At 36.7% G+C, this 14,213-nt stretch carries 15 protein-coding genes and 5 tRNA genes; 1 reads left to right on the top strand and 19 read right to left on the bottom strand.

The genetic code is table 11. The annotated features are described in order from the left end of the window. Nucleotides 1-38: 38 nt before the first annotated feature. The 13 genes from VTHSUH11_RS07165 to VTHSUH11_RS07105 all read right to left on the bottom strand — a co-directional run bounded on the left by VTHSUH11_RS07165 (nt 39) and on the right by VTHSUH11_RS07105 (nt 11,189). Nucleotides 39-503, bottom strand: a complete 465-nt coding sequence (locus VTHSUH11_RS07165; RefSeq protein WP_059362250.1) for a hypothetical protein — start codon at nt 501-503, stop codon at nt 39-41. Nucleotides 504-517: 14 nt separating this feature from the next. Continuing rightward, on the bottom strand, nt 518-1,009 hold the full coding sequence (gene coaD / locus VTHSUH11_RS07160) for a pantetheine-phosphate adenylyltransferase (RefSeq protein WP_059362247.1): 492 nt from the start codon (nt 1,007-1,009) through the stop codon (nt 518-520). 4 nt (nt 1,010-1,013) lie between these two features. Continuing rightward, nucleotides 1,014-1,565 (bottom strand): 16S rRNA (guanine(966)-N(2))-methyltransferase RsmD, encoded by a 552-nt coding sequence (gene rsmD / locus VTHSUH11_RS07155; RefSeq protein WP_059362244.1) that lies wholly within the window; start codon nt 1,563-1,565, stop codon nt 1,014-1,016. A 69-nt stretch (nt 1,566-1,634) separates the two neighbouring features. Further along, nucleotides 1,635-2,633 carry an NAD(P)H-dependent glycerol-3-phosphate dehydrogenase gene (locus VTHSUH11_RS07150; RefSeq protein ID WP_105093155.1) on the bottom strand — a complete coding sequence of 333 codons (999 nt, stop codon included), beginning with the start codon at nt 2,631-2,633 and terminating at the stop codon, nt 1,635-1,637. A gap of 1 nt (nt 2,634) precedes the next feature. Beyond that, entirely contained in the window at nt 2,635-3,243 is a 609-nt protein-coding gene (plsY, locus tag VTHSUH11_RS07145; protein WP_105093154.1) for a glycerol-3-phosphate 1-O-acyltransferase PlsY, read from the bottom strand. Nucleotides 3,244-3,267: 24 nt separating this feature from the next. Then, nucleotides 3,268-4,602 carry a ribosome biogenesis GTPase Der gene (gene der, locus VTHSUH11_RS07140; RefSeq protein ID WP_105093153.1) on the bottom strand — a complete coding sequence of 445 codons (1,335 nt, stop codon included), beginning with the start codon at nt 4,600-4,602 and terminating at the stop codon, nt 3,268-3,270. Nucleotides 4,603-4,722: 120 nt separating this feature from the next. Next, a complete protein-coding gene (locus tag VTHSUH11_RS07135) occupies nt 4,723-6,621 on the bottom strand; it encodes a bifunctional 4-hydroxy-3-methylbut-2-enyl diphosphate reductase/30S ribosomal protein S1 (protein WP_105093152.1) in 1,899 nt (632 codons plus the stop codon). Continuing rightward, complete coding sequence (locus VTHSUH11_RS07130; RefSeq protein ID WP_105093151.1) at nt 6,612-7,232, bottom strand: lysophospholipid acyltransferase family protein; 621 nt, start codon at nt 7,230-7,232, stop codon at nt 6,612-6,614. The genes VTHSUH11_RS07135 and VTHSUH11_RS07130 overlap by 10 nt, the downstream gene beginning before the upstream one ends. Beyond that, nucleotides 7,225-7,908, bottom strand: a complete 684-nt coding sequence (gene cmk / locus VTHSUH11_RS07125; protein WP_105093150.1) for a (d)CMP kinase — start codon at nt 7,906-7,908, stop codon at nt 7,225-7,227. Before cmk ends, VTHSUH11_RS07130 begins: the two co-directional genes overlap by 8 nt. A 10-nt stretch (nt 7,909-7,918) precedes the next feature. After that, nucleotides 7,919-9,166 carry a BaiN/RdsA family NAD(P)/FAD-dependent oxidoreductase gene (locus tag VTHSUH11_RS07120; protein ID WP_105093149.1) on the bottom strand — a complete coding sequence of 416 codons (1,248 nt, stop codon included), beginning with the start codon at nt 9,164-9,166 and terminating at the stop codon, nt 7,919-7,921. Beyond that, nucleotides 9,163-9,888: a pseudouridine synthase gene (locus VTHSUH11_RS07115; RefSeq protein WP_105093148.1), complete on the bottom strand. Its 726-nt coding sequence runs from the start codon at nt 9,886-9,888 to the stop codon at nt 9,163-9,165. Before VTHSUH11_RS07115 ends, VTHSUH11_RS07120 begins: the two co-directional genes overlap by 4 nt. 25 nt (nt 9,889-9,913) lie before the next feature. Then, nucleotides 9,914-10,438, bottom strand: a complete 525-nt coding sequence (gene scpB / locus VTHSUH11_RS07110) for an SMC-Scp complex subunit ScpB (protein WP_059362220.1) — start codon at nt 10,436-10,438, stop codon at nt 9,914-9,916. A 1-nt stretch (nt 10,439) separates the two neighbouring features. Further along, nucleotides 10,440-11,189: a segregation and condensation protein A gene (locus VTHSUH11_RS07105; RefSeq protein ID WP_105093147.1), complete on the bottom strand. Its 750-nt coding sequence runs from the start codon at nt 11,187-11,189 to the stop codon at nt 10,440-10,442. A gap of 175 nt (nt 11,190-11,364) precedes the next feature. Here VTHSUH11_RS07105 and VTHSUH11_RS07100 point away from each other — a divergent pair, with 175 nt between their 5' ends. Next, nucleotides 11,365-13,197 (top strand): phosphoethanolamine transferase, encoded by a 1,833-nt coding sequence (locus tag VTHSUH11_RS07100; RefSeq protein WP_105093146.1) that lies wholly within the window; start codon nt 11,365-11,367, stop codon nt 13,195-13,197. Between the two features lie 26 nt (nt 13,198-13,223). Here the strand turns inward: VTHSUH11_RS07100 and VTHSUH11_RS07095 are convergent, their stop codons facing one another. From VTHSUH11_RS07095 to VTHSUH11_RS07070, 6 genes are all read right to left on the bottom strand, one after another. After that, nucleotides 13,224-13,679, bottom strand: coding sequence for a 2-thiouracil desulfurase family protein (locus tag VTHSUH11_RS07095; RefSeq protein WP_059362211.1), 456 nt, complete (start codon nt 13,677-13,679; stop codon nt 13,224-13,226). A gap of 70 nt (nt 13,680-13,749) precedes the next feature. Then, nucleotides 13,750-13,838: transfer RNA gene (locus tag VTHSUH11_RS07090), tRNA-Leu, on the bottom strand. A 14-nt stretch (nt 13,839-13,852) separates the two neighbouring features. After that, a tRNA-Cys gene (locus tag VTHSUH11_RS07085) sits at nt 13,853-13,927 on the bottom strand. Nucleotides 13,928-13,934: 7 nt separating this feature from the next. Continuing rightward, nucleotides 13,935-14,009: transfer RNA gene (locus VTHSUH11_RS07080), tRNA-Gly, on the bottom strand. Between the two features lie 7 nt (nt 14,010-14,016). Beyond that, a tRNA-Phe gene (locus VTHSUH11_RS07075) sits at nt 14,017-14,092 on the bottom strand. Nucleotides 14,093-14,097: 5 nt separating this feature from the next. Next, nucleotides 14,098-14,173: transfer RNA gene (locus tag VTHSUH11_RS07070), tRNA-Asp, on the bottom strand. Nucleotides 14,174-14,213 lie beyond the last annotated feature (40 nt).

Raw genomic sequence — 14,213 nt, 5'->3', positions numbered from 1 at the left:
AGCATCACTATAATACAATCAAATTATAATGTTAGATTTTATTGATTTTCAGCTTTTTGTTCACTTTGTTGCAAGCTTTCACGGTTTTGACGAAGGCTTTCCAAAGTTTTTTCTAAGTTATTTTCTACATATTTCAATACGTCACCAGCATATTGAATAGAACTAGATTTTAACTCTTCAGAGGATTGGTTTGCTGCATTGATAATTTGATTAGCTTGTTCTTGAGCTTGTTTAACAAGTTCACTTTCAGCTGTCAATTTAGCAATATAGTCTTTAGCTTGATCAATTAATGTATCAGCTTGACGTTGAGCATCAGCTAATACTTTATCTTTTTCAGCTACAATACGACGAGATTCATCGAGCTCAAGCGGCAAAGATTCTTGGATAGCATCGATAATACGCATAATTTCATCCTCTTCAACCATGCGTTTTGTAGTCATAGGAATACGGCTGCTGGATTCAATAAGAACCTCTAAATCTTCAAGTAATTTTTCTGTTTTCATACAATTCACTCCTATTATTCATTACCATCGATGTTAAAACGTTTTTCTAATTTAATCTTTACATCGTCAGGAACAAGTCCTTCCAATTTACCACCAAATTTGGCTAGCTCACGAATCCCTGTTGAGCTTACAAAAGAATATTTATTATTCGTCATAATAAACACTGTTTCAATGTCATCATCTAAATACTTAGCAAACAAAGCACGTTGGAATTCATACTCAAAATCGCTAAGTGCTCTAAGACCACGAATGATGATAGTTGCATTCTTAGATTTAACATAATCATTGAGTAATCCACCAGTACAGTCGATTTCTACATTAGGAATATGTTTGACAGAATTTCGTATCATTTCAACGCGTTCTTCCATAGTAAATAGTGAATTCTTATTAGGATTTGAACTCACTGCGATAATTAACTTATCGACTAAACGACTACCACGTTCAAAAATGTCAACATGACCATTTGTTACGGGATCAAAACTTCCTGGGCAAACTCCTATCCGCAAAGGTCTAACTCCTTTCACTATGTTTCACAAAATATGAAACAAGGGTGTAACCAAATTTTTGTTCCTTTATACATTCCCACTCTGGTGGCATTGTAAAAGCCTCATCTTTATGGTGTTCTAATACTAAAACGCCATCATCAGCCAAAGCATTATGTGCCACAACAAAATCAATGGTCTCTTGTATAAAGCCATTTTCATATGGTGGATCAGAAAAAATATAATCGAACTGCTGGTCACCTATAAAATGTTTTAGTTGTGAAAGTTTTTTTGGTACAATTTGCATTCGATCCTCAACGCGACAATGAGTGGCATTTTCACGAATTAATTTACCAGTTCTAAAATCAACAGCAATAGCTGATTCTGCTCCACGACTTAGTGCTTCAATAGCAATTGCCCCAGTACCAGAAAATAAATCTAATACGCGAGCACCATATATGCCACGATGCGCTAATACATTGAAAATGCTTTCACGAACACGATCCAATGTTGGGCGCGTATCCACACCTTTAGGAGATTTTATAGTATGGCCTTTGGCAGTGCCTCCAATAATTCGCATACAATCCTCACTAGATTATACTCATTAATTATAGTATATAAATACTCAAAATAAAAGTATCTTTTACAATTATGACACTTCGATTTTGCTATCTCGTCCCATCAATTCCTGCAGTGCTAATCGAGGAGACTTTTCTTCATATAAAACCTCATATAGCGCTTGAGTAATCGGCATTTCTACATGATACTCAATAGCCATATCACGAATAATAGAAGTAGCAAAAAAACCTTCTACTACCATATTAGTATGATTCATAATATAATCCATAGTCTTACCATCTGCTAACTGTTGACCAGCAGATCGATTGCGACTGTGTGGACTCATACAGGTAGCAATTAAATCACCCATTCCAGCTAATCCTGCATAGGTTTCTTTTCTTGCCCCCATAGCTAAACCAAAGCGTGTCATTTCATGCAATCCACGAGTTAATAATAATGCTTTACAGTTATCCCCCAAGGATAATCCATCAACAATGCCTGCTGCCAAAGCTATTACATTTTTTGTAGCCCCAGCTAATTCAACACCGATATAGTCATCGCTAGTATATATACGAAACTTTTTACTATGCAAGGCTTGTTGAACCTTTTTACCTATCTCCATAGATGTAGTCCCCACTACAGCCGCGGCAGGTAAATTCCGACCAATTTCTTCTGCGTGATTAGGACCAGATAAAACTGTTAAATGACAGCCTATAGATGCTAATTCTTCCTTCATAACAGTGGTCAATAATTTGCCAGTATTACGTTCCACCCCCTTAGAGCAAAGAACATAAATCTGATCTTTATGAGCAAATTGCTTTAAATTCTGTAAAGCAGTTCGCACATGAATAGATGGTGTAACGATGAGTACAATATCAGCTTGTTCTATAGATGTTTGTAAATCCGAGCTAATAACCAACTCATTTGGTAATGCAACATCAGGTAAATAAGACTTATTTTCTCTATACGCAATGAGTTCATCCCTAAATTCAGGACGTCTGCAATATAAGGTGGTATCATTACCAGCGACTACTGATTTTATTGCTAGAGCTGTGCCCCAACTACCAGAGCCGATGATGCAAACTTTCATATTACTCTCCTTTTTTGACACGTTCTACCTTCAACTCTTTACCGGCTAGTAATCGATTAATATTTTCTCTATGGCGTACAATAACAAACAATGCTGCTAATACACCAAAACCTACAAACCACCAAGATTCTCCAGTTACATACATCAATATGGGAACCAATGCTGCGGCCACAATAGATCCAAGAGAGACTAATTTAGTGAAGTATACAATAATCCCCCAAATAGCAAAACATAAGCCTGCAACAATCGGAGATAATGCAACTAGTACACCTAAACCAGTTGATACCCCACGACCACCTTTAAACCCAAGGAATAGTGACCAGTTATGTCCAACCATAGCCAAAATACCACCTAAAATCATATACATTGGATTTAATGAAGAAAACAAAAGCACTCCAATAGCACCCTTCAAGGCATCACAGAAAAATACAGGAAGTGCTGCTTTTAATCCAATGACGCGATAAGTATTAGTAGCTCCAATATTTTTAGAACCATACAAACGGACATCTGTATTAAAAAACAATTTACCGATAATAAGACCGCTTGGTATAGAGCCAATTACATAGGCTAATAGTGCATATCCTAATATGGACATCAATTCAACCACCATTTTCCCCCTTATCCTTTATAACTATTAATCTTCATCTTCACGTTTTTTACCACGAAGAACTAATCGAATTGGAGTCCCTTCGAATCCAAAACTTTCGCGTAAACGGTTTTCTAAGAAACGCATATACGAGAAATGGATTAATTCTGGTTCATTTACAAACAGTATAAAAGTTGGTGGCTTAACACTAGCTTGTGTCATATAATAAATTTTCGGAATTCTGCCATTACGTGATGGAACAGGATTTACTGTTTGAGCATCTTGTAATAACTGATTTAAAGTACCTGTAGAAACACGACGGTATTGTTGTTCAGATACGAATTTAAGCATATCCGCTAAACGATGGATACGTTGCTTAGTTAATGCAGAAGCAAATAGAATTGGTGCAAATTGCAAGAAACCTAATTCATCGTAAATGTCTTCAGTATAGCGCAATGTAGTCTTATCATCCTTTTCCACAAGATCCCATTTGTTTACAACAATGATAACACCCTTACCAGCTTCATAAGCATAACCAGCAATTTTTTTGTCTTGTTCCGTAACGCCATCAACGCCATCTAAAACGAGAACTACAATATCAGATCGGTCTACAGAACGAAGAGAACGAACGATACTATAACGTTCAACAGCTTCATCAATTTTAGCTTTACGACGCATACCTGCCGTATCAATAAGAATAAATTTTTGATCCCCATGTTTCCAATGGGTATCGATAGAATCCCGTGTAGTGCCTGCCACATCAGAAACGATAACACGATCTTGACCTAATAAAGCATTAGTTAGAGATGATTTACCTACATTAGGACGACCAATAATAGCAACATGAATGGTATCCTCTTCATCTACATTCGTTCCTACTGGTGGAAAATGTTTAACCGTATCATCTAATAAATCACCTAGGTTCATTAAATTTTTAGCAGAAATACCAATGGGATCACCTAAGCCCAAATTATAGAATTCGTAAATATTAGCTTCTTGGTTAACACTATCAATCTTATTTACAACTAATACTACAGGTTTGCCACTAGTTCTTAAAATATTAGCAACCTCTTCGTCGGCAGGTACAATTCCTTGTTTACCATCTACTACAAAAAGAATTACATCAGCTTCTTCAATAGCAAGTTCTGCTTGAAGTCTCATCATCTTAGGAATAACATGACTATTTTCTGTAACGAACTCAATGCCACCGGTATCAATCATAGTAAATTCACGATTTAACCACTCTGCATCAAAATAAATTCTATCGCGCGTAACACCTGGAATGTCTTCTACAATAGAAATTCGCTTATTAACAATGGCATTAAATAATGTAGATTTACCTACATTTGGACGGCCTACAACGGCCACTAATGGTTTTGCCATACTTTCACCTCATTTATAATATATATCACTTCATTTTATCATATTAAGGGGATTGTACGCAAAAAGGCTAATCAAGGAAAACCTTGATTAGCCTTTTTATAGATTCTGAATTATACCGAATTATTCAGCGTCTTCTTCAGTTTCTTTAGATTCCATCAACTCAGTTAAAGCCAAGCCCAATTTCTTTTCATCTTTGTTAAGAGAAATGATTTTAACTTCAACTTCTTGACCACGGTTCAAATAATCTTCAACTTTTGCATTACGTTGTTTTGTAATTTGAGAAATGTGAAGTAAACCTTGAATATCGTCGTTAACCGCTACGAATGCACCATAAGCTACCAAACGAACTACTTTACCAGTGATAACATCACCAACATGTAAAGTTTCTTCAGCAACATCCCATGGGCTCTTAGTCAAAGCTTTTAAGGATAAGGATAATTTGTTGCTTTCAGCGTCGAAGGATTGTAATTTAACTTCGATTTCTTGACCAACGGAAAGAACATCTTCCACTTTTTTGATTTTTTGCCAAGAAATGTCAGAGATATGAAGTAAACCTTCAATACCACCGATATCTACGAATGCACCATAAGGCATAATTTTACGAACGATACCTTTATAGTTTTCGCCTACAGTAATGTTTTTCAATGCTTCAGCTAATTTTGCTTGACGTTCCACTTCAAGTACTGCACGACGGGAAAGAACCAAACGGTTTTTCTTTTCATCGATTTCAAGAACTTTTGCTTCGAATTCAGTACCAACCAAGTTGTCCAAAGATTTTACGAAATGCACATCACCTTGGGACAATGGAATGAAACCACGAAGGGATTTTACTGTTACCACCAAGCCTGCTGGAATAGCGTCGATACCTTTACATACGATAGGCTCGTCTTTTTCTTGAGCTTCGATAACATATTGCCAATCTTCATCTTTAGCCAAACGAGTCATGGAAAGATAAATAGGATTATCTTCTTTGATGTGGTTCATGATAACTGCTTTAATTTCATCACCATTTTTCAACACATCTTTGGCAGAGTTTGGTGCTGGATAAGAAATTTCAGTTCTATTCAAAATTGCTTCAGTTTTGTAGCCAAAAGATACCCATGCGCGTTCATCTTCTACTTGGACTACTTGACCTTCTACAACATTTCCTTTCTTAAATTCTTCTTGACCTTCTGCTGCTAATAATTCTGCAAAATCTTTCATTGTCTCAATGACCTCCTTAATAATCCAGTCGGGAGTCGATGCTCCTGCTGTTACTCCTACCGTCTGTACTCGGTTAAACCATTCCAGTTGTAATTCAGTAGAAGTTTCAATGTGGTGAGTCATACATCCAACGTCACGACAAACCTCTGCCAATCGGTTTGTATTGCCGCTATTCTTACCACCTACCACAATCATAAGATCTACATTACGAGCTAATTCAACAGCAGAGTTTTGTCGTTCCTGCGTTGCATTGCAAATCGTTTTGAAAATCTTAAGATTCTTAGATTTTTTCTCTAATATCTCTATTATACTTGTAAATTTGAATTGTGAAAAGGTTGTTTGTACAACAACACCCATTTTTTCAACAATTTGTAGTTTTTGGGCGGATTTTTCATCTTCGATGATTATTCCTTCATTATTAGCCCATAAATTAATGCTTTTGACCTCAGGATGGTTTTTTTCGCCTAAAATAACAAGTGTCATCCCATCTTCTATAACAGACTTAGCATCTTGTTGGGCCTTTTTAACATGTGGACAAGTTGCATCTACTATATTAAGCCCTTTATTTTCAGCCTCTTCATAAATGGCTGGTCCTACACCATGGGATCGAATAATCATAGTTCCTGAATCAATATCAGAAACTTCATCAATAGGTTTCACACCTTTACTTTCAAGTCGGCCTACTACCTGTGGATTATGAATGATTGGTCCTAAGGTATAGCTTTTACCAGCCCCATTGGCTGCCTCATTCGCCATTTCCACAGCTCGTTTTACACCATAACAAAAACCATGGTTATCTGCCAAAATTATTTCCATAAAGTCTCCTCTACACGATTTTCATGATACGAATCAATCATACGTTGTATTTCAGCCTTTACAACATCATTAACGGCATTAATAGCTTCAGGTGTGGCCTTTGCTTTTTCTACGGGAATTTGCTTTCCAATAATACAAGCTACCTTGCCGCGTTTCATATTATAAGAACCAATTATCGCAACTGGTACTATACCTATACCTGTGCGCAACGCAATAGATGCTGCGCCATCATGGAATCGGCCAAGTTTACCACTCTTTTGACGATTCCCTTCCGCAAAAATACCTAATACCTTATGATCTTTTAATAAGCCCATAGCATGTCGAATTGCAACTTTATCTATAGCACCTCTATTTAATGGGAATGCACCTAACCATGTACAGATAAATTTAGAAATTGGATTTACAAATAACTCTTGTTTTGCCATAAAATGTACATGTCTCGGAAGAGCATAGCCACAAATGGGTGGATCATTATTACTCAAATGATTTGGAACGACGATAACAGGGCCTTCCATAGGGAAGTTATCTCGACCATATATTTTTAAGCCATATCCAACTTTGTAACGCAACCAAAAGGCCGTACGCCAAAGCCATGTAGATATTTTATTCATGTTCAATCTGCTCCCGTACAAGATGTAAAATATAATCTACTGTTTCATCAAATGTCATATTACTGGAATCTACCAAAATAGCATCTTCGACCTGAATCAACGGGGACTCTTTACGAGTTTTGTCCATCTTATCACGTTGCATAACACTAATTTTAATATCTTCTAAAGATTGTTCATTAGTTGTACCCTTAACCTCTAAGTAACGGCGCATAGCTCGTGCCTCAACAGATGCAGTCAAATAAATCTTTAATTCCGCATTAGGTAATACGACAGACCCGATATCACGACCATCTAGAATAACGCCACCAACCGAAGCCATCGCCTGTTGTCGCTCAACTAAGTATTGACGAACCCCTTTATAAGATGCAATGGTTGAAACATTTTCATTGATTTTTTGTTGTCGAATATAGTCAGTTATATCTTCACCACGTACAAAGACCTTAAACGCCGTATCAGTAGGTTCCATAGTCAAATCCAAAGAAGGTAATAAGGCTTCTACCGCTTTTTGATTGGACACCTCAAGATGTTCATGCAACACAGCCCATGTAACAGCGCGATACATAGCACCCGTATCAATATATAAATATTGTAATTCCTTTGCTACCACCTTTGAAATACTACTTTTACCAGCACCAGCAGGTCCATCAATAGCAATAGCAATCTTTTTATGACTCATTACATCCCCCTTAAACTTCGCCGTGAACAATATGCATAGCAGCTACATAACCAGTAGAAAATGCAGCTTGTAAATTATAGCCCCCTGTAAAAGCATCTATATCAAGTACCTCACCAGCACCGTATAAACCTTTCACTAATTTAGATTCCATAGTTTTGGGATTAAATTCTTTTAAAGAAATACCACCAGCCGTTACGATAGCCTCCTCAACAGGACGAAGCCCTTTAACAGTTAAGGTCATATGTTGTAACACATGACAAAGTTGCTGACGTTCTTCCTTAGTAATTTGATTTATCGGTTTAGCCGGATCTAACTTAGCTAAGGAAATAATGATGGGAATAAGATTTGAGGGTAATAAATCCTTCATGCCATTAGCTAATTGTTTCTTAGAATACAAATCAAAATCCTTCTGTAATCGTTTATCTAAAACCTCAGCAGTCAATGCAGGTTTTAAATTAATGGAAACTGCAATGGGTGCTGTTTTTTTCTTACGCAATAGCTTACCTACTGTATGACTAAGAGATAAAATAGTTGGCCCAGTTACACCAAAATGAGTGAACATCATTTCGCCAAACATTTTAGCCTGTACCTTTTCCTTAGACACTATAGATACCTCTACATTACGTAAGCTAAGGCCCATAATATCTTTTACCCAAGACTCTTCTGTAACAATGGGTACTAGTGATGGACGTATATCTGTAATACTATGACCTACACCTTCCGCCAAACGATATCCATCACCAGTAGACCCAGTCAATGGATATGATGCACCACCGGTAGCAATGATGACATCCTCACAAGCATAGGACTCTTTAGTTGTAACAACACCTGTTACTACATTATCTTTTGTAACAATCTTTGTAACAGCTTCATTTAAATGAACGGTAACATTATATTTCTTAAGCATCTTCATAAAGAGATTGCGTACCTCTAACGCAGAGTCAGATTCTGGAAAAACACGACCGCCTCTTTCTACCTTAGTTTTCAACCCCCATTCATGCAAAAGAGCTAATAAATCTACATTACTAAAACGCTCATAAGCACCATATAAGAATTTACCATTTCCCGGTGTATTTTTAATAAAATCACTTATGTCAGCACTATTCGTTATATTACAACGTCCTTTACCGGTGATACCCATTTTTTTGCCCACCATATTCATCTTTTCCAGAAGAATAACACGAGCCCCCTCACGACCAGCGATAACAGCAGCCATTAATCCGGCAGCACCGCCACCTATTACAACGATTTGCTTCATTTCTTATCTCCCAACGCTTTTAAAGCATTAACTTCACGTTGAGTTAGTTGTCGAACACCACCACGTTTTACACCACTTAGTGATAAGCCACCATAAGCAATACGTTTAAGATTGTGAATACGATATCCAAAATGTTCAAACATACGACGAACTTGGCGGTTGCGACCCTCATGAATAGTAATTTCAACTTCGTGAACACCATTATGATCATCAAAGCCTAAGTCAACAATCGTTGCAGGAGATGTAATACCATCCTCTAATGGAACACCATTCGCAATCACTTGAAGATCATCTTCTTTAACACGACCTTTTACACGAACTTCGTATGTTTTTTCAACGCCTTTAGAAGGATGTGTTAAATTTTGTGCTAACTCACCATCATTGGTTAAGAGCAATAAACCTTCTGTATTCAAATCAAGTCTGCCTACAGGATAAATTCGTTTCTTTTCGTTCTTAATATAATCTAAAACTGTTTCACGGCCTTGAGGATCTGTGACAGATGTAATGACACCTTTAGGTTTATTAAGTAAATAATAGACTGGTTTTTCAACAGCCAACAATTGACCATTTACCTTAACCTTATCTTTTAGAGGATTTACTTTTACACCCAATTCAGTTACTTTTCGACCATTAACTAATACTTTACCTTCGGTAATCAGTTCTTCTGCTTTACGTCGTGATGCTACACCGCAACTAGCAATAAATTTTTGTAAACGTTCCATGTTATATCCTTATCTATAATGAATGCTAATCATTATTTAATTCGTCACTTTCATTTGTAATATCCAACTCTTTATGTAAATCATCAATCGATGTTACACCTGTGCTGCGCAAAAATTCATCGGTAGTACCGTATAAGATAGGTCGTCCCACAGTATCCTTATGACCTAATTCAGCAATTAAAGCGCGAGATAATAATTGTTTAATAACCTTATCACTATTTACGCCACGCACCTCTTCAATTTCAGCTTTGGTAATAGGTTGTTTATATGCAATCACAGCTAATGTTTCCATCGCTGCATTTGATAACTTATCTTCTTTTTTACGAATATGACCTACATATTCAGAAGATGAGGAATCACTTACAAGTTCAACTCCTGCTGCGGAAACACGTATGCGTATCCCTCTCTCAGCTTCAATTAATTCACTAGCTAATGTATCAATATATATTTCAACTTCTTCTTTTGAAAGGTCAAACACATCCATCAGAACATCGATTGATAATGGCTTAGCAGCTGAAAACAAAACTGCTTCTAAATGTGATGTTTTCATGCTAAACCTCCTCTATAGATAAATCCTTACCGTCTATATTGACTGGTGCTGTAAAAATAATATCCTCTGATTCATAATGCATAATCAATTGTTGCTGCTTTAATAACTCTAAAACAGCCATAAAAATCGTAACCATACCACTTCGAGTTTCAATAGCAATCAATAAGTCTCTAAAGGCCAATCGTTCACCTCTACGAGCACGGCTAGATAAAGATACAATCATATCCTCTAGACTATATGTATCTTTCTCAACAGTTACTTGTGGCACCCTTTCATTGGACTCTTTTTTTACAGTACGATTTAATACAGTATAAAAAATATCATATAACTTTGTAAGCTCAAGATTATAGTAGCTATCTAATCCCAAAATACTCGTTTCTTCAGGACGACTAAATACATTAGACTCAATAGATGCCTTCTCCATAAGTAAATGAGTGAAATCTTTAATCTTTTTAAATTCCACAAGTTTCGCCACCAATTCATCACGAGGATCTTCATTTTCCTCTGGCTCAGGTTCAACTTTAGGTAATAACATACGAGATTTTATCTGCAATAATGTTGAAGCCATTACAAGAAATTCACTACTATAATGAATATCAAAATGATTCCAATTATCTAAATATTCCAAATATTGACTTGTAATTTCAACAATAGGAATATCAGTAATTTCTATCTTATGTTTTTCAATTAAATGCAAGAGCAAATCGAGTGGTCCCTCAAATACATCAAGCTTATAATTATAGTCCCCCATGAATCCCCATTCCTTATTGATACTTTATCTTCAATCATATAATTATAACGTAAATCAGAGATTTCTTCTACGCTCGTTATATATAATTGTATTTTTTATTGTTCTCTGCTATCTTATTAATGTAAAGAATTACTATATAGTTTATTTTAAGAGCTCCTTTAGAAAGGTATTTACAATGTTATCATCGGTGAAAGAACTTCTCCGTAACCCCATATTACGTTTTGGGATTATCGGTATCGTGCTCTATATTGCACTTTTTTTGATTTATGAACCCATTACACTAGGCCTAGATGTTGAAGATATCACTATTCTTGCAGTGCCGACAATGGTTGGTTTATTTTTATTCCAATATTTTATGAGCTGCACTGTATTTCATCGTCCTTTTATCGGTTACGGCCTTGTAGGCCTACTATGGGGATTAACATTCCCGCTCTTATTTCATTGGTCGTATGTAAAACCCCTATATTTTTACGAATTTGCTAATGATTTCCTCTTTGGTTTACTCCTATTTATGGGACTTTCAGGTATCCAATATTTAATAACCCAAACAGGACGTTTTCAAAAAATAACGTCCGCTATTATGGCATTATTTGCCACCACACTTAGCTTAATTCCTCTTATTCAAATTGGCTACTATATGACTACGTGGCACTGCTTAACACCTGCTAGCCTATTAGCCCTCTATATGACCAATCCTGAGGAAGCATTAGGCTTTCTAAAAAACGCAGCAGGCATCCCTGGCCTCATTGCTGTAGCCATCGGATTAATTCTGTTCACCCTATTCCTATATTGGTGTAATCTTGGTATGAAACGTGTAGTTGAAATCAATACAACACGTCCATTGCGTTTAGGCGTACTTGTCGCCTCTATGGTTGCCTTTCTAGTATATGTACCTTTTTATTTATTTCCCCAAACTTGTATTATCGCCAATTGGATTGCAGCTGGTAACTATGTAAAAGAAATGCAACAATATAATGATAATCATCATATTGTATTCGACTCGTTCAATCTTGATACATCTGATACAGCAGCTAAGAAAACACCTGGTACAATTATTCTCGTCATCGGGGAATCTAGTTCTCGCGATTATATGAAAGTATATAATCCAGAATTTCCGTATGATGATACACCTTGGCAAGAAGATATGAAATCAAACAATAAAGATTTTATCTTCTATAATAATGCTTATTCCTCATATGTACAAACGGTACCAACCTTAGAACGAGCTCTTTCTGAACGTAATCAATATAATGACCGTCCATTTTTAGACTCCGCCAATATCTTAGACGTTGCCAAAAAAGCCGGTTATACTACATCTTGGTTTAGTAATCAAGGCGTATTCGGTGAATATGATACGGCTATTTCCTTAATGGCTAAAACAGCAGACCTCACCAAATGGTCCCATGAGTCTTATGGATTTTCAGACTTATACGATGAAGCTTTATTACCATTACTAAAAAATGTAGATCCCAAGAAAAATAATTTTGTTGTTATCCATATTATGGGCAGTCATATTTATTATAATGACCGTTATCCACACGAGTTTAGTAAATGGAAAAAAGGTCCTTATCCTGATGGTATTGAAGCCTATGCTAATAGCCAACTATATACGGATTGGTTATTACAACAGATTTACACATATGGCAAAGATAATTTAAATCTCCAAGCCATGGTATATTTTTCTGATCATGGTGAAAGTCTAGATAAATCACATAATCCAGATACCTTTGATTTTGTAATGACTCATATCCCGTTCTGGATTTACTTATCCCCTCAATATCGTGCTGCCTACCCTCAAACAGCAACGACATTAACAAATCATGAACAACAATATTTTACTAATGATCTATTATACGATACCTTAGTAGGACTTATGCATGCACCAAATAGTCGCTATGATAAATCAAGAGACTTTAGTAATGATGCATATCAATTTAATTTACATAACCTTACTACATTGTTAGGTGAACAGCCACTTACTAATGATCCTGTAAATCAGGGTAAATAGAACGTCAAAAGCGACGATTGAATCTGTCAATCGTCGCTTTTCTTCGGTATAAGAGAATCTATGTTTTTCTCTGTAAATACCTCTATATGATTTTCTAGCAATAAATCTGTAGTAACACCATTTCCTGTTGTTAAGATGCCAGAAAATGTACCATCATAAATCTCACCACAGCCACAACTAGGGCTTTTAGCCTTTAATAAGGCCCTATGGCAATTATTATCTTGTGCAATAGTTAAAGTACGCAAAGCACCTCGGACAAATTCTTTTGTAACATCTACACCTATATTATTGATTACAAGCTGCCCCACACGTTCAGCAGGTGGTCTAGGCGTAGATAATCCGCCTAATATTTCCGGACAAATTGGAATAATATTATATAATGACTGAATACATTCTAATTCATCTATTCTATTATTCTTTCCATCATATCTACAGTGAACGCCACACAGACATTCACTAATTAGTAAATTAGGCTTTTTCATGTTTCATTTCCTTGGAATCGATAGATATGTATAGTAGTAATAAAAAAAGACTAACCGAAGTTAGTCTTAATGGTGCCGAGGACCGGAATCGAACCGGTACGGTTATTTCTAACCGACGGATTTTAAGTCCGTTGCGTCTGCCTGTTCCGCCACCCCGGCATGGGTAACGATTGTGGAGGCGGCACCCAGAATCGAACTGGGGAATAAAGGTTTTGCAGACCTCTGCCTTACCGCTTGGCTATGCCGCCATATAAGTGGAGCGGGAAACGAGATTCGAACTCGCGACCCCCGCCTTGGCAAGGCGGTGCTCTACCGCTGAGCTATTCCCGCATGTACATGGTGCCTCAGGACAGAATCGAACTGTCGACACACGGATTTTCAGTCCGTTGCTCTACCGACTGAGCTACCGAGGCATGAATGGCGACCCCGATCAGATTTGAACTGACGATCTTCGCCGTGACAGGGCGACATGTTAACCGCTACACCACGGGGCCGTATCCAAAGTACTTGCTTAGTATATCGGTTATCAGAGTT

The organism is Veillonella tobetsuensis, assembly GCF_002959935.1.
Lineage (GTDB): Bacteria > Bacillota > Negativicutes > Veillonellales > Veillonellaceae > Veillonella > Veillonella tobetsuensis.
The sequence above is the reverse complement of the archived record's forward strand: the minus strand, read 5'-3'. Positions and strand labels throughout refer to the sequence as shown.